Origin of the sequence: Mesorhizobium sp. WSM1497, from assembly GCF_001672455.2 — a bacterium.
Taxonomy (GTDB): Bacteria; Pseudomonadota; Alphaproteobacteria; order Rhizobiales; family Rhizobiaceae; genus Mesorhizobium; species Mesorhizobium ciceri.
Genome location: NZ_CP021070.1, coordinates 3228737 through 3247761, shown reverse-complemented (window position 1 = coordinate 3247761; position 19025 = coordinate 3228737). Strand labels below are relative to the sequence as shown.

Genomic DNA, 19025 nt, shown 5'->3' with positions numbered 1-19025 from the left:
AGACCATGAGCGACATCCATTTTGGCACCGGCAAAATGCCCCTGAAAACATTACCCCCCTCAGCATCGCCGACTGGCTGTGCCTTGCCGCGGCCATAGCCGAAACCGAGGCCCGCCACGCGATCCGAAAACCGCTGACCCGGACGACGAGCCGTGACTTCCTTATGCAGGTTTTCTGCTCCGTTGCTGCTCAAAGCCCAAATCGGCAAGACCGCGCTCCACGAAGCCCTCAAAGCCGAAAAATTAGCCACATCCACCGTCAAACCGAAATGGGTTCTTCTGGTGACGCCATGGCTAACCAGTTAACCCGACGCTACCCATCGAGGGTGCTATCATATTGATCTCGGTCAACGGACGGCGGGTATGCGATGCGCGGCCACAGGAGCGGCCGCGCATGACAGGATTATCCGCTTAAGCCGCGGTTTCGGCGCCGGCCTCGCTTTGCGCGGCATAGTGCGCAAATGTCGCCTTGAAGCGGCCGTTGACGTATTCGCCCGACGTGATCGGAGGGTACTTCGCAGGATGATCCTCATCAATGCAACTGGGAAGCACCTCGATCACGGCATCATAGTTTGGACCGAAGAAGAACGGGATCGAATAGCGTTCTTTGCCGGAACGATTCACCGCGCGGTGGACGGTCGAGGCGAAAAGGTCATTGGTCCAACGCGCCATCTGATCTCCCACATTGACGACGAAGCAGCCGGGGACGGGATCGGCCGCAATCCACTCGCCAGTTGCATTCAGTACCTGCAAGGCTGAAATACCATCTTTCTGGGCCAGGATCGTGAAGCACTCATAGTCCGAATGCGCCCCAATGCCGATCTGGCGGTCATCGATCTCGCCAAACTGCGGTGGATAGTGGAGCACCCGCAAAGTTGCGAGCGGCTTGCCGACCAGCAGGTCGAAATATGTCTCCTCCAACCCAAGAGCCAGAGCAAAGGCATGGAGCAGGTGGCCACTCAGCGTCAGCATCTCGGCATGGTAGGCTTCCAGTGCCGTTCGGAATTCCGGCCTGCCCGCTGGCCACTGGTTGGGACCGTAGAGTACTTTGCCGGCCTTCACGTCCGGATCGTCGGCTGGCACATCCAGCGCAATATCATAGGATTCGTGCAGGTCTCCGCGCGCGGTCGGATCCGTATTCTCTTCCAATATTGCCGCATAACCGCGATTATTCTTTGAATTGGAAACGTGATTCTCCATCTTCACGTCGTCGGATTCGGCGAAATACACCTCCGCCACCCCAAACGTGGCATCGATGACATCCTTCGGAACGTGATGGTTCTTGATATAGAGGAAGCCGACTTCCGTGCAGGCCTTGCGTAGTTCCTGGGCGAGCTTTCGCCTGGCCGCCTCGTTGCCTGCGAACATGGGCTCGAGATCGATGATCGGGATCTTGTCGAAGCTGACACGCTGCGGGTCGAGCCCTCCCCCTTTCATTGCACGCGCGCCATTACCGGTTTCAAGGACCTTCATTTTTCTGTTCCCTTTTCTTGCTGGCTTGCATCGAAGATTGTTTCGACGTAGTAGCGCGGCCCCGTAAAAACGAAGCCGGGCGAGAAGTAGCGGCCGCAAACATCCATGAACGCGGTCATCTTACGCGATGGGGCGTGCGGGCGCGATATGCGGATGCTGACCCGCTTTTCCGCGGACTCCCATGTGTCGAGCAACGGAATGAGGTGGCCGCGTTCACACTCGATCGTGGTGAAGAAGTGCGGTAGATAGGCAATGCCCTCGCCCGCAACGGCGAAGTACTTGATAGTCCAGTATTCGTTGGCGATCAGGTTGCTGCGCGGCAAGATACTTTCCTGCGCGGTACCTTTCTGTAGCCGCCAGTGCTGCAGGCCCGCCGAGGTGCGATAGACAATGCCCTGGTGTTCCGCCAAATCGGCGGGTTTTCGTGGCATCCCGGCACGCTCGACATAACTCTTGCTGGCAAAGAGTGCGAATTTTGCGGTGGAGAGCGTTTCGCCGACTTCGATACCTTCGTCCCATGAAATCACGGCGTCGAGCATATCGAGGCTCTCTGGCGCGTAGAGAACGTGCGGCGAAAAGAAGGTGAGTTCGATTTCCACCTTGGGGTAGAGCTTTCTGAACGCCATGAGCATCTGCGTGTAGTAGGCCGTGCCGAACTCCCCCGTGGCGCCGATCCGCAAGGTTCCCGTCACGTCGTCGCTCAGTTCCGTCACGGCGGCCCGCGCCGTATCGCAGCTTTGCAGGATCTGCCGCGCGTGCCCGAGCAGGGTTTGCCCTGCTTCCGTGAGCAACAGGACACGGCCGGAGCGCTCGAACAGAGCGACCTTCAGATCGTCTTCAAGCTGCTTGAGCCGGAGACTGAGCGTGGATTTGGGCAGGCCGTACAACTTCGCCGCGGCGGACAATGACCGCAGTTCCGCGATTTTTACAAATGATGCCAGAGCATCGGTGTTCATTTGATCGTTCACATTTCTGCACAAAGTGCCCAAAAAATGAGCATGATTATTTTTGTTGCATGAACGAACGTAATCGGCTGTTATGCACTGCACAAGAGCCAATTCGCTTTTGCCAAATCAAAAAAGACGCTCCGGCGGCAATCGTCACCGTGCAGGGAAGCTGCATGGGCGCGGCGTGCTTCCGGCTGAGAAAATCAAAGAAAAACAAGGGGAACCACGAAATGAAAGAGCGCAACACGAAGCCGTCCGACTCAGTTCGCCTGTTCGCGGCGGCGGCCACGGTTTTCGTATTCTGTGCTACGTCCGGCGCTTATGCCTTTACTCTGGAAGGGGCGCCCAAGGTCGCGTTCATCTACGCAAGTTCAGCGCAAGACGGCGGATGGAACGAAGCCCTCGAGGCCGGCCGCAAGGCCTTGGAGGAACAGCTACAGGTGCCCGTCTCGGTGACGGAGAACATACCGGAAGAGGCCACGAAGCTGCGCGCGGCGATCGATCTCTACGTCAAGCGCGGCTTCAACATCATAATCGGCACCACCAATGGCTACAGCGCCCCAATGGCCGAAGCGGCCAAAGCCTATCCGAATGTGGCGTTTCTCAGTGCTTCAGGCACGGAGAATGGGGCCAACATGGAAAGCTTCTATGCCCGCACTTACCAGGGTTGGTACCTTGCAGGCATCGCGGCAGGACAGGCGACGAAGACAAAGAAGATCGGCATCCTCGCCGGCTTTCCGGTCGGCGTGGTGAACTGGGATATCAACAGTTTTGCACTCGGGGCCCGTTCGGTCGATCCTACGATCGAAACGGTCGCGGTCTTCGCCAACTCCTGGTGGGACCCGGTGAAGGAAGGGCAGATCGCCCAGGCCATTCTCGACCAGAAGGCCGACGTGCTCGCCACGAATCTGAGCGCGACTTCGGCGCTCGACGCCGCCGAAAAGGCAGGCGTTCCTTCGATAGGCTTTCAGCTCGACATGTCGCATGCCGCGCCGCGGACGATCCAAACCTCCGTCATCTTCCGCTGGGAGAAATATCTTGTGCCGACGATCAAGGAGATCATCGACGGCAACTGGAAACCCGAGGAATACGGCGCTTTCGAAGGCCTTGAAACCGGCGTGGTCGATCTTGCTCCTTTTGGCCCCTCGGTTTCCGAGGAGACCAAGGCAAAGGTCGAGGCAGCAAAGCAGGAGATCATCGCCGGCAAGCTTGATCCATTCCAGGGCCCTCTGAAAAAGCAAGACGGCACCATCGTTGTCGATGTCGGCGGGAAGGTCGACGATGCGGCGCTCTGGTCGATGGACTATTTCGTCGACGGTGTCATCGGCACCATGCCGGCGAAGTAATGACGACGGCGCTTCAGCAAGCGGGCGACATGCGACGACCGCTGGGCACGCCGGCGGCTCTGTTGATGCGCGGCATAGGCAAGTCGTTTGACGGCAAAGCCGCGCTCCGCGATGCGTCCTTCTGTCTCGAATGGGGGGAGGTGCATGCCATTGTCGGTGAGAACGGTGCAGGCAAGTCCACTTTGATGAACGTGGCGGCCGGCGTCTATGTAGCAGACGGGGGCGACCAATCGATCGACGGCGAAGCGATCAGTTTGCGCAGCCCGCTGGAAGCCGCCGCCGCCGGTCTCGGCATGGTCCATCAGCATTTCCGGCTGGTCGAGAGTTTTACGGTTGCCGAAAATGTTCTCCTCGGCTTCGGCCGCAAGGCTGCTGTGAAAACGCTGACCGATGCGGCGGCGATCGTTTCCGCCAAGTCGAGCGAGATCGGCCTGCCCGTCGATCCGCACAAGCTGGTAGCGAATCTTTCGATCGCCGAACGCCAGCGCGCCGAGATCATCAAGGTCATGCTTCTGGGCGCCCGAATTCTGGTCATGGACGAACCGACGGCGGTGCTGACCGACGAGGAAGCGCGCACGCTCCTCTCTTTTGCCCAACGATTGTCGAGGCAAGGTCACGCCGTGGTTCTGATCACGCACAAGTTCCGGGAGGTTGCCGCTTTCTGCGACCGGGTAACGATCATGCGGCACGGCGAGACCGTACTTGAGGGTGCGCGGGTTGCGAACGTCACCGAAGCGGAGGTGGCGCGGTTGATGGTCGGCGATGCCTTGACGGTTGCGGGCAGGCCGTTATCTCGGCCGGGTGATGTGTGTCTGAGCGTGGAAAGGCTTTCCGCACGGGCGACCGCTCACGGGCAAAGCCTGAACGATCTCGGGTTCGAGCTGCATGTAGGCGAAATCCTTGGCATCGCCGGCGTCGGCGGGAACGGGCAGGAGGAACTCGTTGCCTGCCTTCTCGGACTCGACCGTGCCGGCGCCGGCGCGATCGTACTGGATGGCCAGGACATATCCACCGCCAAGCCAGACCAGCGCCGCGAGGCCGGCTTGCGCGTCATCCCCTCCGACCGCTTTGACAGCGGGTTGATCCGGGAGCTTTCCATTGCCGACAATCTCGCGCTCACGACCGTCGCCAGCGGTAGCTTCGGCGGCCCGTTTCTCCTGAGCCGGCGGGCGATGCGCGAGAAGGCCGCCGAGGCCATCGATGCGTTCGATATCCGCGGCGCGACGCCGGAACGGCCGGCCTCTTTGCTCTCGGGAGGAAACGCGCAGAAAGTGTTGCTCGCGCGGGAGCTCGATCACGGCCTGAAGGTTCTCATAGCGCATTCCCCTTCTCGCGGGCTGGACATGAAAGCGGCCGAGTTCGTCCGATCGGCGATCCGCGGAGCTGTGGAAGCTGGCGCGGCCTGCCTTCTGATCAGCGAGGATCTCCAGGAGGTCATGTCGCTGTCCCATCGGGTGGCCGTCATGAACAGAGGAAGGATCGCCGGCTGCCGTCAGACCGGCGACGTCACGCCTGAATGGATAGGAGGCCTTTTAGCAGGCCATGCTTGACACAGCTTTCCTTGTTCGCAGGCAAAATCCCGGCTTCTTGTTGACCAGTCTCAGTTATGTTGGCGGACTGTTGGTCGGGCTGACGGTTTCGGCGGTGCTGCTCGTGCATGCGGGCGTGCCGGCAAGCGCTCTTGTGGATGAGTTCCTGATTGCAACTTTTCTGACCTCGGACGGCCTCTCCCAGACGGCGACGGCCGCTTTACCGTTGGTGCTAGTCGGCCTCGCCTCCGGCGTTGCCATGCGCGTGCGGTTTTGGAACATCGGCGTGGAGGGCCAGCTATGGCTCGGCGCGATCGCGTCAACCTGGGTGGCGCTGAACGGCAGCGGGCCTGAAGTGCTGAGGTTGCCGACGATGTTCGTTCTGGCAGCGCTTGCGGGAGCCGCCTGGATTGCGATTCCGCTTTTTCTGAAACTCAAGTGGGGCGTTAACGAGGTTATTTCGACCCTGCTGCTGGGAAGCGTCGCGTTTCTGCTCGTGCAGCATCTTCTGTTCGGGGTCTGGAGAGACCCTTCCAACAGCTTTCCCGTGACCGCCACCTTTCCCGAGGCGAGCTGGTTTCTCGTTCTGGGATGGGGGCAGTTGCATGCCGGAATCTTCCTGGTCGCCGTTATCGCATTGTCCATCTGGTTCGTCATGGAACACAGCCGGGTCGGCTTCTACGCGGATGCTGTAGGTTTCAACGCCAAGGCCGCGCTCGCCACGGGCCTGCCGGTGCTCAGCATAGCCGTGGGGCTCGTGCTGCTCTCCGGCGCTCTCTCAGGCGTTGCCGGCATGATGATCGTGGCGGGGACGGAGCACCGCCTCAACCAGTCCGTCGGCAACGGCTATCTCTTCAGCGCGATCGTGATCGCCTACCTGGCCCGCGCGAAGCCATTGTGGGTGGTCGTGATCTCTTTCGCGCTCGGCGCGGTGTTCACCGCCGGGAATGTCCTGAAGGTTTTCTACTCGATCTCCGAAGCGATGATCGTGCTGATGCAAGGCGCGGTACTGATGTCGATTTTGATGGCGCAGTTCTTCAGCTCCTATTCGCTCAAACGGCCCAAGAACTAGGAAGGGACAGTTGCATGGATTTTCTGATCGGCTGGATTGCCATCATTCCGAGCTATGCGGCACCGTTGCTGCTGGCGAGCCTCGGCCTCATTATCTGCGAAAGAGCCGGCGTTCTCAATCTTGGAGCGGAAGGGCTCATGGCGATCAGTGCTATGACCGGCGCGATGACGGTGCTTTCCGGAGCCGATCCTTGGGTTGGTCTTGCCGCCGGCTCAGCGGCCGCGATGGCTCTCGCTCTGCTGTTTGGAATATCGACAGTCGCCTTGCGCGCCAATCATACGCTCGCCGGCCTAGCCGTCGTCGCAATCGGACTGGGCATCACCGGGGTCGTGGGGCGACCCTACGTGCAGAAGACCTTTTCTGGCATTTCCACACTTGGCGACCTCTTCGGGATAGACCGCGGTTCGGCATTCGGCCGCATTTTCGCGGTGCAGGACCCGGTTACGCTGGCGCTGCCGACCCTGGTCGGCGCGCTCTGGTGGTGGCTTTCCAAAAGCCGACATGGCCTCAGGTTGAGGTCCGTCGGGGAAAACCCGGCCGCCGCGGATGTCGCGGGTATCGACGTGCAACTCGTTCAGTTCGGGGCTGTCCTGGCGTCCGGGCTGTTTTGTGGTCTCGCCGGAGCCTATCTCTCAGTCGCCACAAGTCATGTCTGGGTGGAGGGAATGGTCGCGTCGCGCGGCTGGATTGCCGTTGCGCTCGTCATCTTTTCGCGCTGGAACGCGGCTCGAGCTCTCTGGGGTGCGCTTCTTTTCGGAAGCGCGGATGCGCTTGTGCCTAGACTACAAGCCATAGGCGCCGACGTTCCTGTCTATCTCATGATGACTTTGCCGTACTTGCTGACGCTTGTCGTGCTGGTGGCAGGCTCATTGGGCGGCCGGCGCTCCGGCGAGCCGGCCTTCCTCGGCAGGGTCTATCTACGACAAGACAAACAATAAGGAACTTGCCCGGTTCATGAGCCCGCCGCCCGCATCCTTCTGGACTTCGCGGATTTCATGGACAAGCATCAAGGATCGCCGATGTCTGTGCCGTCCCCCCTCGCCCGGCGCTGACCCTGCGGCTCCGCTCGACGCCTATTCGCGTGCCACTAACCGTGAGATCAAGAACAAAACGCCACGGAGACGACAGAGGGGGTCGCCGCGCCTAAAGCGCCAACGTCATCCGCAACAGCAGGCCGAGCCCAGCCGGACCGCCCCCTCTGGCCTGCCGGACCCGGCCTTTCGCTTTCGCTCCAGGCGTTCGTCGTTCGGAAAGCCAAGCGATTGGCTTTCCGTCCGCTGCGCGGACCACTCCTCACCCCCCTCAAGGGGAGATCAGCAGCTTCAGCGGATCAGAACTTGTAGCTGAGCCCGACCCGGATATCCTGTGTCTGGAGGTCGACATGGGTTTCCGTGGGCAGGCCGGCGGCCACCGAGAGGTCCTGGCTGCCGAAGTCCGAGTAGCGATACTCAGCTCGAGCGATCCACCTGTCGGTGAAGGCGTGCTCGATGCCGGCGCCAACGGTCCAGCCGACATGGCTGTCGCTGTGGAGCGTTACTTCGGCGGCAGGGCCACCGGCGCTGACCGCAATCAGTTCATACTTGGCCGCGGCGACGCCGGCGGTGATGTAGGGCAAGGTCCGATCGAAAGCATAGCCGGCCCGCAGCCGCGCCGACCCGGACCATTTGAGTTCGCTCTTGAGCAACGTGGTGACGCCGCCGCCGCCGGCGTCGAGGGCCGTCAGCCCATCTATATTGCTGTACATGATGTCGGCCTCGGCGCCGATCACGAAGCTGTTCTCCATCTGGTAATTGGCGCCGATATGGACACCGCCGATAAATCCGTTCGGATCGGTGGAGACATTGAGATCGGTGGCCCCGCCCAGTCCGCCGCCGGCGATGAACAGATTGGATTTTCCGGCCGCGTAGCCGATGTCGACGCCGGCATAGAGTCCGGACCAGTCGTAGCCGGATGCAACAGGCGAAACCTCATTGGTATCAGCCGCACACGCCGCACCGAGCGGCGCGAGAATGAAGGCCGTTGCGAGAAGAAGAATTTTCATTGTTGTCTGCCGCCCCAAAATTGTCGTGGTCGCCGCCGCGGATGCCAGCGGAGATCCAGCTGTTGTCGAGAAATCCGGTGTTGCATTGTCCGCTGGCCGCGTCTTGGGCTGGGCCGCACCCGAATTGTCGGGGAAAGCACCACGGCGCTTTCCCGGTCGGTGTGGCTTTTCAGCCTCAGTCGATCGGCGCGCCGTGCATTCGGTGGCTGTCGGAAGCTATCTGGCGCTGCCCGGCGTCGAACCGAAGCGGCGGCGGAAGCAGCGGTTAAAATAGGACACGTCGGAGAAGCCGCTGAGCAGCGCGATCTCGCTGATCCGCATGCGGTCGTTGCGCCTGTCGGACAGCATCCGATGCGCCCTTTGCAAGCGCAGTTCGAGAATGCGCTCGGCAAAGCTCACCCCGGTTTCCTGCAGCAGGTCATGGACATAGCGGACCGAGAGCCGCAATTGCCCGGCAACGCCCTGCGCCGAAATGGCGGGATCGGCGAAATTGTCCCGCATCTTCTGCAGTATGGCCTGCAGCCTTGCCGCGCGCAGGCCGCGCAGGCCCGCCAGTTCGGCCGCTTCGCCCTTGGCGCCGGTCGCCAGGCCGATCAGGTCGACGATGGTTTCGGTGGCGTGGCCGATGAGGTCGGGCGAGACCAGGGCCGGGCCTGCTTCCAGGAAGCTGCAATAGCGCTTGAGCATGCCGAGCGCCTCATTGTCGGCGCCGACGGTCAACGCCAGCCGATCCTCTATATGAGCGAAGACATTTTCCAGCACGGCACGGGGAAGCACCACATTGGCCCAGACATTGCTGTCGCCGCCGGTCATCTGCAACGCTTCCGAAGCCGAGACCAGGGCGGCCTCGCCTTTGCCGACGTGATAATCGCGGCCAATCTGCGTGCCGCTGAGCACCGTATCGCCATTGTTGACCAGCAGCAGATAGCCGTCGCGACCGTCGGCGGCGATATTGCCCGCCTTGCGGCTGGCATGACGTATCGTCCCGGCCATCTGCCCAAGCACAAGCGACCCGACAGCGGTGGCTTCGATCGCGGCTTCGAACGACAGTCTTTCCGAAATCGTGTATTCGACCGACCATATCTCGGCGACATGGATGTCCTGCCAGAGCGCGAAGCGTGCGCGATGATCCAGATGCGGCGGCAGATCCGCCGATGAGAAGACGTTCTTTTGCAAGGGACGACCGGCCTTTTCTACAATCGCGTCTTCACTTCGACACGCACCGTATTGGACCAGATCACGGTCTGTCCAGAGCCGGAAATACTTGTGCGCCAGGCGACAATTTCAGTGCCGTCCTGGACAAGGATTGGCCTGATTTCGCGGATCTGGCTGGCTGAATTTCGGATTACTCGAAAATACCCAGTGCCGACGAATCGTTCCCCTACTCCGGCGATGGAACCGGCGGCCGTGATGTCAGCGCCGTGCCGAAGGCGGCGACAACAACGGCAGCGATCCCGGCCAGTTGCGTCGCGGTCAGGCTTTCATGCAGGAACAGGAAGCCGGCCAGTGCACCCAGCCCAGGCTCCAGGCAGGTCAGCGTGCCGTAGATGCGCGCCGGCATGCGGGTCAGCGCCACCATCTCCAGGAAGAACGGCAATGCGCTGGAAAACAGGCCGACGAGCAGCGCGCTGACCAGGATCGACGGCGCCAGCAGCGCGGATCCCGCCTGGGCGACACCGAAGGGCAGCACCAGCACGGCGGCGATGGCCATGCCGTAGGCGGTGGTGCGGGTGCCAAGGTCCGCGCCGGCCTTCTGGGCCAGCACGATGTAGAGCGCCCAGAAGCCGCCGGCCGCCAGCGCCAGCATCACCCCGATCGGATCAAGCGGCGCGAGGGAACGAACGAAGGGCGACAACAGCAGGATGCCGGCCACCGCCAGCGCGATCCAGGCAAAGTCGCTGGCGCGCCGCGAAGTCAAGGTCGCCACCAGAAGCGGGCCGGTAAACTCCAGCGCCACCGCGATGCCGAGCGGAATCCTGGCCAGCGCTGCGTAGAACAGGAGGTTGAGGGCGGCGAGCGTCACCCCATAAGCGACCAGCCACGGCATGGTGGCACGCGAGGGCCGCATCTGCCAGGGCCGCAGCACCGCGATCAGCATCAGCGCACCGATGACCAGCCTGAGCGTCGTCGTCCCTTGCGCGCCGATCTGCGGGAACAGGCCTTTGGCGAAGGTGGCGCCGATCTGGATCGACACCATGGCGCCCATCAGTGCCGCGACAGGCAAGGGCGCCGCTTCGCGACGGGCAATCGGCGTCGATGTCACGTGATCCCATCCTCCATATCGCCGGGTCCAAACCCGACCGGCGGCATGGAGATAGGGCGAACCGGCCGGCCTGTCGTGAGGCAGCGGCAACTGGCTGCTAGGGCACGGCCAAGTGCCGCCGGCCGGTCAGTTCAGGGATTTGCGCCGTGGCGGCGGTGCCGGGTGGCGCTGCTCGAGGGCCGCTGCCGCATCGGTGCGGCCGGTCCGGCGCAGTCTTTCGAGATAGGCCGGCAACTCGCCAAGGCAATGGAACGGCCCGCCTTCCCGGATCACCGTCACCAGCGGGTCGACATCGCTGTCGCTGCGGATGGCCATGGCGCTGCGCCAGTCCTCGAGCAGCCGGCTGGCATGATCGACCACATCGCTTCGGGAGCCTGAGAGATCATGCTGCTCATGCGGATCCTCACTCAGATTGAACAGGCTGACCGGGCCGAAATCCTTGTAGCCGTCATGATAGGTGCGCAGCATCAGCCAGTCGGCCCCGCCGAGCCGGAACCGCACGCCGCGCTGTACCGCCCACGCCCCCTGGCTCAGCACCAGGAAATCGCGGCCACCTTCCTCCTTCGCGGCAAGCGCCGGTGCAAAGGAGCGCCCGTCCCAAAGCGCCGGAACGTTGCCGCCGAGCCGGTCGATCAGCGTGGCGGCCCAGTCGAAATGATAGTGAAGGCCGCCATTGACGCCGCGCATGTCCTCGGCGCCGGGCCAGCGGATGACCAGCGGCACGTTGCAGGTGAATTCGTCGGCCGTCTGATGATCACCCCAGACGTTGAGCTCGCCGAGGTTTTCGCCATGATCGGCGCCGATGACGATGATCGTGTCGTCGAACAGGCCTTGCCGCTTCAATTCCTCGACGATGAGACCGACATGATGATCGGCATAGAGCACGCCGGTGTCGTAGCCGTCGAACCAGGCCTTGACGGTGTCCATGTCGCTGATCGGCGACGGCATGCGCCGGTATTTCGATCCGCCCGGCTCGACGTCGAAGCCCGAGGGTTCCTGCGGGCTGTGCGGGCCGTAGCCGGCATGGCTCTTCTCGAATACCGCCCTGGTCATCCAGTCGGGAAGCGGCTGGTCGGCGAAGGGGTCGCCGAAAGCGTCCGGCGCGCGATAGGGCGTGTGCGGGTCCCAGACATTGACATGCAGGAACCACTTTTTTGCCGAGCCGTTGCGCTTCAGCCAGTCGATCGCCAGGCCCGAAACCTCGTCGGCGTTCTCCATGCCGGCCTTGCCGGGATTGATGATCTCGTTGAAGCCGGCATACCAATGCCAGCAGCCATGCCGTTCGCCAAAACTGCTGATGGTCGTGGTGTGGTAGCCAAGATCGCGCAGCGCCCGCATCCAGCCTTCCTCGTAGAAGGTGCCGGCCCAGGCTCGCTCGGCGCCTTCGCGGAACGGCTCGCAGGCGGTGCCGCCATGGCCGACCACGCCGGTCCGCATTCCGTGGCGGCCGCTCCACAGCGCCGTGCGCGACGGATGGCAAGGCACATCGGACACATAGACGTTCTCGAAGCGGATGCCGTCGCCGGCAAGGCTGTCGATGACGGGAGAGGTGTTGCGATGATAGCCGTAGCAGCCGAGGTGGTCGCGCCTGAGGCTGTCGATGTCGATATAGAGAACGTTCATGGATGGCTCGTCGCTGCTGTGATTGTCAGGAAACAGGCCCCGGTTCGCTGCCGGGGCTTGCGGTTTGCAAGGGGCGATTTCAAGATGGCCGTCAGGCCGAAATGTATTGATCGCCCAGATAATAGTTCTTGGGATCGAGCGAGGTCTCGAGCTTGCCGAAGGTCTTGAACAGGTCGTTCATCGTCGAGAACCAGCCGTTCACGGTGCCGTCCTTGGTCAGCTTGATCAGTTCGGCCGAGGTCATGAAGCGGCCATAGCCGGCCTCCGTCTTCAACTGGTCGGCCGGAATGCCGAGCAGCTTGGAGGTGATCTCGATCGCCTTGTCCTGGTTGGCGGCACGAAAATCCTGCGCGTCCTTGATGGCGCGCACCACGTTGCGGACGAGATCGGGATTGCCCTCGACCAAATCGTTGCGGGCAATGAAGACGCTCGGAAATGTGGTCTGCGGATAGAAGTCGTCGTTCTTGGCCAGCTCTACCAGATCGGGAACGCTCTTCTGGATGATGCCGACGAACGGATACCAGATGCCGGCCGCGTCGACCTGCTTGGAGGCGAAGGCCGCCACGATGGTGCTCGGGTCCATCTGCACGATGTCGAGGTCGGTCATCGCCATACCGGCCTTGCGCAGCGCCAGCCGCAACAGCATGTCGCCCGAGGTGCCGGCCGCGATCGCGACCTTCTTGCCCTTGAGGCCGGCGATGGACGTGATGCCGGCTTGGGCGATCACCCGGTCCGAGAAGCCGACATCGTTGACGGCGATGATCTTGGCCTTGCCGCTCGCCGGCAGCCACAGCGCGCCCGGTCCGAGATAGCCGAATTCCAGGCTGTTGGCGCCAAGTGCCTGGACCTGGATGGGGCCATTGGTGAAGACCTTGATATCGGCATCGACGCCGTGCTTGGCATAGAAGCCCTGGTCGGCCGCGACGCCGGCAACGCTGGCGCCCCAGAAGTCGCCGTTGTAGCCGATGCGTGCCGCCGTTCCCGCCGCTCCGGCACGGATGCCAGAGGCAGCGAACGCGGCAAGTGCCGCCGATGATGCGATGAGGTTACGTCTTGTCAGTGTCACCATACTCTCCTCCTGTCACTGTTACTGGTGGTAAACGGCTTGCCAGACGCGGTTGCGGATGCTCATGAACTCCGCCGAAAGCCGGATTTCCTCGGTTCTTGGGTAAGGCAGGCCGACGTCGATGATCTCCTTCAGCCTGCCGGGCCGCGCCGCCATGACGATGACGCGGTTGGCGAGGTAGACCGCCTCGTCGACATCGTGGGTGATGAACATCACGGTGCGCCGCTCCCGGCTCCAGGTGTCGAGCAACTGGTCCTGGAGCTGCACGCGGGTCAGTGCGTCGAGCGCCCCGAAGGGCTCGTCCATCAAAAGGATCGAGGGATCGACCGCATAGGCCCGGGCGATCGCGCAACGCTGCTTCATGCCGCCCGAAAGCGTCTTCGGCAGCGCGTCGGCGAAGTCGCCAAGGCCGACGAGATCGATGAAACGCTCGGCGATCTGCCGGCGGCGCGAAGCTTCCTCGCCCTTGATGCGCAGCCCGAACTCGACGTTCTGGCGTACGGTGAGCCAGGGAAACAGCGCGTACTGCTGGAAGATCATGCCGCGCTCCGGACCCGGCCCCTCGACCGCCTTGCCATCGACCAGCACGGTGCCCTCGCTCGGCTTCAGCAGGCCGGCCGCGATGTTGAGCGCGGTCGACTTACCGCAGCCGGACGGACCGACGACGGTGACGAATTCGCCGTCGGCGATGTCGAGCGACAGCCGGTCAAGCGCGACGAAGGCATTGTCCTTGAGGTCGAACCGGCGCGTGACCTTGTCGAAGACGATCTTGGGCGGCATCACACGCGCTCCTGCCAGACGGTCAGCCGGCGCTCGATCACCAAAAGGATGCGATCCATGGCAAGGCCGAGAAGGCCGATGGTGATCAGGCTGACGAAGATGGTCGGCAGGTCGTAGTAGAGTTGCGCCTGCTGCATGCGGAAACCGAGGCCGGTCTGCGCGGCGATCAGTTCGGCGGCCACCAGCGTCGCCCAGGCCGAGCCGAGGCCGATGCGCACGCCGACCAGGATGAACGGCGTCGATGCGGGAATGATGACGCGCAGGAAGATGGTCATGTCCTTGGCGCCGAGCACGCGCGCGGCGTTGATCATCGTCTTGTCGACGCTGATGACGCCCTGATAGGTGGCGACGACGCTGGCCAGGAAGGACGCCAGGAAGATAACGAAGACCTTCGGCGTCTCGTCGATGCCCATCGTCACGATCGCCAGCGGAATGATGGCCAGCGGTGGGATCATGCGGAAGAACTGCAGATACGGCTCGATAAGCGAGCGCGCGACCTTGTACCAGCCCATGACGAAGCCGACCGGGATCGCCAGGATGACGCCGAGGAGAAAGCCGGTCATCACCCGAGCAAGGCTCGACGTGATGTCGGTGGCGAGCTGCCCGTTTGCGATCAGATCGATAAACCTGGACGCAACCTGTGGCGGTGGCGGCAGGCCCACCGCGCCGCCCGCCGTCAGCACCCACCAGATGGCGATGCCGGCGACGAGCCCGCAGAGATTGAGCGCGAGACCGCGATAGTCGATACCCCGATCCTCGTTCGAGCCGCCGCCGGAGCGTGTCGTCTTCGACGCTTCGCTCATCGCGACACCCCCGAATAGAAAAAATGGTCGAGCGCCGCCGCAGCAGCACCGATGGCGCCGGCACCAGGACCGAGGCTCGACCGCTCGACCCGCAGCACGTCGCGCATCGGCGGCAGGACGCGTGGCGGAACGCCCCGCCTTATATGATCGATGAAGCTTTCCGGGGCTTCGGCCAGGTGACCGCCAAAGACGATCAGATCGGGATTGAGCAAATTGGTCGCCGTCGCTATGGCCGTCGTGAGATGCCGGAGCGCCGCGTTCCAGACGTCGGGATATTTCTCCACCGCGGCCAGCAGGCGCCTGGGATGAGGCGTGTCGATATGGGCGGCGCGGGCCAGCGCGCGCTCGGACAGAAACGTCTCCAGGCAGCCCGCATTGCCGCAGGCGCAACGCTCGCCATCCTCGACCACCTGGACATGGCCAAGCTCGACGGCCCCGTAGCCGCCGGGACGGAACGGCATGCCGTTGATCACCAGGCCGGCGCCGAGGCCGGTGCGCAGATAGATGTAGAGCAGCGCGGTCGTGTCGCGCCCGATGCCGTAGCGCGATTCCGCCAGCGCCATCGCGCTGACATTGTGCTCGACCACCACCGGCATGCGCAGCGCCGTTTCGAGTTCGTCGGCGAACGGCACGTCCTTCCAGTCGTAATTGACCGACTGCAGGTTGCGGCGGCGCTTGGTGTCCACCGGTCCCGGCACGCCGAGCCCCAGGCCGATCAGGCGCGAACGGTCGACGCCGGTCTTCTTGATCAATTGCTCGACGATCCGCACCACCATGCCGATCACCGCGGCGGGTTCGCTGGTGGCGGTGTCGAAATGCTGCGAGGCCATGGCTTTCGAGGCGGCCCTGAGGTCGGTGATGGTCGCGTCGATCGTTCCCGCGCCAATGTGCACGCCAACCACGGACAGGGCGTCGGGCACCAGCGCGACGCCGATCGCCGGCCGGCCGACGGGTGCATCGCCGGCAGTGGCCTGGTTGAGCTCGACCACGGTGCCTTCCCGCAGTAGATGGGCCGTCAGATGGGTCAGGGCGGTGGGTGACAGCGAGGTGCGCCGCGCCAGTTCGGCGCGCGACTGCGGACCGTCGTCGCGCAGGATTCGCAGGATCGCTCCGTGGTGCGCGCCCATTCTTCCTCCCTATTATTTTCTAATGTTAATAAATTAATTAAGCCTGTCAAGCACGGCAAAGCGCGGCTTGCGAATGGCATCGATGCACCTGGGTTTCACCCTACCCTGCCGCTGGAGTAGGGGCATTGACGCGAAGGGAGATAGCGAGCAAGGCAAGGCCGGCATGAGTAGGTCGAAGATCAGCCAAGCGGAGACGGCCACCTATGCCGCTTGGCTCCCGCGCGCGCTAAGCTGCGGTGGCAGCCGAGCGCTTGAACAGGATGGTCACCCGCGTGCCCTCGCCGGCGCTCGACGTCACGTCGAACTCCGCCTTGGCATTCTCGGTCAGCGAGCGGGCGATCAGCGCGCCGAGTTTGCCGCGCTTGGGCCAGCTCTCGCCGTCCGGCAGGCCAATGCCGTCATCGGCGACCACGATGCGGCAGCCATCGCCGTCAACGATGCTGTGCAGCGTGATCGTACCGCCGTCGCGCCCCTGGAAGGCATGCTTGAGCGCATTGGTCAAAAGTTCGTTCACCACCAGCCCGGTCGGCATGGCGACATTGATCGACACCGGATAGGTGTCGACCTTCATGTCGAGGCGGATGCCCTCGACCGCATGCGAGTTCATGACCGCCGACGCGATCTGGCTGAGATAGACACCAAGATCGACCTCATCCTTGCCATCGTCCCCCGACAGCGTCTGGTAGAGGATCGCCAGCGCATCGACGCGCCCCGCCAGCCTCTCGAAACGCTTCTGGTCCGGTTCGGCCGCGTTGCGCGTCTCCATCCGGATCAGCGCGGTGATCATCTGCAGATTGTTCTTCACCCGGTGCTGGAGTTCGCGCAGCAGCGTGTCCTTCTCACGGATGCGCTCGTCAATCGATCGCGCATCTTCGGTTTCGCCATGGGTCGAAACGTCGACCAGCGCCACCAGCCGGAAGCAGGCCTTGCCGTTGTCGTCCTCGATGACGTTGGAATAGACGTCGACGATAGTCGGTTGGCCTTCCTTCCGCTCCAGCCGGAACGTGCCGATGAAATCAGTGTCCTCGACCACGGCCTCGAACAGCGGCCGGTCCTTCTGCTTGTGCAGGCCGGTGCCGGAAAGCGCCGCCCAGTGTTGGCGAGCGAGCATCGCCGCCTTGAGGCCGGACAGTTTCTCGAATTCCGGATTGGCATAGACGACACGCTCCTTCGAACCCAGGTCCGAGACGGCAATGGCGATCGGTACCTGGTCGAGGAACTTCTTGAACTGTTCGCTTTCGAGCGCGCTGGCAAGGTCCGGCGTTTCGAGCAGCTGCCCGACCGCTTCGGCCTTCTGTGTATCGGATGTCATCTGCGGCGCCTGTGCTGTGTGGCACCATCAATAACAGCGATGCGATCACCCCGCCATCGCCAAACATGGAGTCCGCATTTTCACGCCCCGCATCGGCGATGGCGGCGTGTCTGCCGAATTGACGCCGCTGCCTGAGAGTGCCTCAGGAGGCCGGCTTCGACGCCAGCCGTGGACCGGTCTTGACGTCGACGATCTCCGGCTTGGCGCTGTCGACCGCGCCATCCCAGCCGCCGCCGAGCGCCTTGTTGAGGGCGATGTAGTTGGTCGCCAGCAGGACGCGGCTTTGCAGCAGCGAGTCCTCGGCCGAATAGAGCGAGCGCTGGGCGTCGAGCACGTCGAGGAGGCTTGTCTCGCCGGCCTTGTAGAGCGCGCCTTCGAGACTTGCCGCCTCGCCATAGGACTTCGCGGACGAGGCGAGCTTGCCGATCCGGATGCGCTCCTGCGACAACAGCACCAGCGCGTTCTCGACATCCTCGAGCGCCGTCAGCACCGAAGACCGGTAAGCGATGAAATACTGATCGCGTTGCGCCTTGGCGACCTCGACGGCCGCCTGCAATTGGCCGGCATTGAACAGCGGCACACTCAGCGTCGGCCCGAACGACCAGCCGATCGACGAATTCTTGCCGAGATCGCCAAGCTTCAGCGCCGCCGTGCTGATGTCTCCCGTCAGGCTGACCGAGGGATAGCGGGCGGCTTCGGCCTAGCCGATCTTGGCGGTATATTGCGCATATTGGCGCTCCGCCATGCGCAAATCGGGCCGCGATAGCAGGAGGTCGGCGGGAATTCCGGTGGGCATCGGCAGGCGCGGTGCAGGAATGGGCGCGACCCGCTTCAGCCGCTCGTTGAGCGAGGCAGGCGGCCGGCCGGCCAACACCGCGAGACGATGCACGGCCTGCGTATAACTTGCCTCCAGCGTCGGAACGGCGGCTTCGGTGCTCGCTGCCTGCCCCATCGCCTTGGCGACATCGGCGGCGGTCGCCGTGCCCGCCTGCGCCATGGTGCGGGTAAGTTCGGCGGTCTGTCTTTGCGACGCGGCCGAACGACGGGCGAGCGCGATGCGGGCCTGGTAGCCGCGCGCCTGGGTATAATAGGAAGCGACATCGCCGACCAGGGTGAGAAGCGTCGAGCGCAGTTCCTCCTGCGAGGCGTTCAGCCCGTAGCGCGCGGCCTCTACGCCCCTCCGGTTGGCGCCGAACAGGTCGAGCTCCCAGCTTGCATCGAAGCCGGCCTGGTACTCGCTGTAGGTGGCGTCAGAGCCTGATGTGGTCTCGGCCGACTTGTTGCGGGAGGCCGAGCCGGAGCCGTCGGCCGAAGGCAGCAATGTGCCGGCACTCTGGCGATAGCTGGCGCGCGCCTCGCGGATTTTTGCCTTGGCGGTGGCGACATCGAGATTGCCGGCAACCGCTTCCTCGACAAGCGTGTTCAGCTCGGGATCGCGTAGCCGCTGCCACCATTTTGACAGTCGTGCCGGCTGGGCAGGCTTTGTCGGCTTCTGGCCGCTCCAATTCGCCGGCATTGCCAGTATCGGTGTCTGATAATCCGGACCGACGACGCATCCCGCGAGCAGGACAGCGGTGAGCATAGGCGCAAGAAGCCGCCTCGCGGCCACCGAGCCACGTTCCAAACCTGTCATGTGAAGTTTCC

At 63.1% G+C, this 19025-nt stretch carries 15 protein-coding genes and 1 pseudogene; 4 read left to right on the top strand and 12 right to left on the bottom strand.

What is annotated here, in order from left to right; genetic code table 11:
• Window positions 1–410 precede the first annotated feature (410 nt).
• Window positions 411–1472, bottom strand: coding sequence for a 2-oxoglutarate and iron-dependent oxygenase domain-containing protein (locus tag A9K65_RS15715; RefSeq protein WP_064993942.1), 1062 nt, complete (start codon window positions 1470–1472; stop codon window positions 411–413).
• On the bottom strand, window positions 1469–2428 hold the full coding sequence (locus A9K65_RS15710; protein ID WP_013530698.1) for a LysR family transcriptional regulator: 960 nt from the start codon (window positions 2426–2428) through the stop codon (window positions 1469–1471). Before A9K65_RS15710 ends, A9K65_RS15715 begins: the two co-directional genes overlap by 4 nt.
• On the opposite strand from A9K65_RS15710, the gene A9K65_RS15705 reads away from it, so the two are divergent.
• The 4 genes from A9K65_RS15705 to A9K65_RS15690 are packed head-to-tail and all read left to right on the top strand — an operon-like array spanning window position 2404 to window position 7304.
• The gene (locus A9K65_RS15705; RefSeq protein WP_198327610.1) at window positions 2404–3765 is read left to right on the top strand and encodes a BMP family ABC transporter substrate-binding protein; all 1362 of its coding nucleotides are present in this window, start codon (window positions 2404–2406) and stop codon (window positions 3763–3765) included. The two genes, A9K65_RS15710 and A9K65_RS15705, sit on opposite strands and share 25 nt — an antisense overlap.
• Window positions 3765–5315, top strand: coding sequence for an ABC transporter ATP-binding protein (locus A9K65_RS15700; protein WP_084015828.1), 1551 nt, complete (start codon window positions 3765–3767; stop codon window positions 5313–5315). Before A9K65_RS15705 ends, A9K65_RS15700 begins: the two co-directional genes overlap by 1 nt.
• Window positions 5308–6366 (top strand): ABC transporter permease, encoded by a 1059-nt coding sequence (locus A9K65_RS15695; protein ID WP_013530695.1) that lies wholly within the window; start codon window positions 5308–5310, stop codon window positions 6364–6366. The genes A9K65_RS15700 and A9K65_RS15695 overlap by 8 nt, the downstream gene beginning before the upstream one ends.
• A 14-nt stretch (window positions 6367–6380) precedes the next feature.
• Window positions 6381–7304 (top strand): ABC transporter permease, encoded by a 924-nt coding sequence (locus A9K65_RS15690; RefSeq protein WP_064993944.1) that lies wholly within the window; start codon window positions 6381–6383, stop codon window positions 7302–7304.
• Between the two features lie 392 nt (window positions 7305–7696).
• Here A9K65_RS15690 and A9K65_RS15685 read toward each other — a convergent pair whose 3' ends face one another.
• The 10 genes and pseudogenes from A9K65_RS15685 to A9K65_RS15640 all read right to left on the bottom strand — a co-directional run bounded on the left by A9K65_RS15685 (window position 7697) and on the right by A9K65_RS15640 (window position 19014).
• Window positions 7697–8407: an outer membrane protein gene (locus tag A9K65_RS15685; RefSeq protein ID WP_064993945.1), complete on the bottom strand. Its 711-nt coding sequence runs from the start codon at window positions 8405–8407 to the stop codon at window positions 7697–7699.
• 216 nt (window positions 8408–8623) lie between these two features.
• A complete protein-coding gene (locus tag A9K65_RS15680) occupies window positions 8624–9583 on the bottom strand; it encodes an AraC family transcriptional regulator (RefSeq protein ID WP_064993946.1) in 960 nt (319 codons plus the stop codon).
• 205 nt (window positions 9584–9788) lie between these two features.
• The gene (locus A9K65_RS15675; RefSeq protein ID WP_064993947.1) at window positions 9789–10670 is read right to left on the bottom strand and encodes a DMT family transporter; all 882 of its coding nucleotides are present in this window, start codon (window positions 10668–10670) and stop codon (window positions 9789–9791) included.
• Window positions 10671–10796: 126 nt separating this feature from the next.
• On the bottom strand, window positions 10797–12293 hold the full coding sequence (locus A9K65_RS15670) for a sulfatase (RefSeq protein ID WP_064993948.1): 1497 nt from the start codon (window positions 12291–12293) through the stop codon (window positions 10797–10799).
• A 91-nt stretch (window positions 12294–12384) separates the two neighbouring features.
• A complete protein-coding gene (locus A9K65_RS15665) occupies window positions 12385–13362 on the bottom strand; it encodes an aliphatic sulfonate ABC transporter substrate-binding protein (protein ID WP_064993949.1) in 978 nt (325 codons plus the stop codon).
• Window positions 13363–13380: 18 nt separating this feature from the next.
• Entirely contained in the window at window positions 13381–14139 is a 759-nt protein-coding gene (locus tag A9K65_RS15660) for an ABC transporter ATP-binding protein (RefSeq protein ID WP_064994068.1), read from the bottom strand.
• Complete coding sequence (locus tag A9K65_RS15655) at window positions 14139–14942, bottom strand: ABC transporter permease (RefSeq protein ID WP_084015832.1); 804 nt, start codon at window positions 14940–14942, stop codon at window positions 14139–14141. Before A9K65_RS15655 ends, A9K65_RS15660 begins: the two co-directional genes overlap by 1 nt.
• Window positions 14939–16069: an ROK family transcriptional regulator gene (locus A9K65_RS15650; RefSeq protein ID WP_024501675.1), complete on the bottom strand. Its 1131-nt coding sequence runs from the start codon at window positions 16067–16069 to the stop codon at window positions 14939–14941. Before A9K65_RS15650 ends, A9K65_RS15655 begins: the two co-directional genes overlap by 4 nt.
• Before the next feature lie 226 nt (window positions 16070–16295).
• Window positions 16296–17381 (bottom strand): histidine kinase dimerization/phosphoacceptor domain -containing protein, encoded by a 1086-nt coding sequence (locus A9K65_RS15645; RefSeq protein ID WP_064993950.1) that lies wholly within the window; start codon window positions 17379–17381, stop codon window positions 16296–16298.
• Between the two features lie 142 nt (window positions 17382–17523).
• Window positions 17524–19014, bottom strand: a pseudogene (locus A9K65_RS15640) (efflux transporter outer membrane subunit).
• Window positions 19015–19025: the final 11 nt, after the last annotated feature.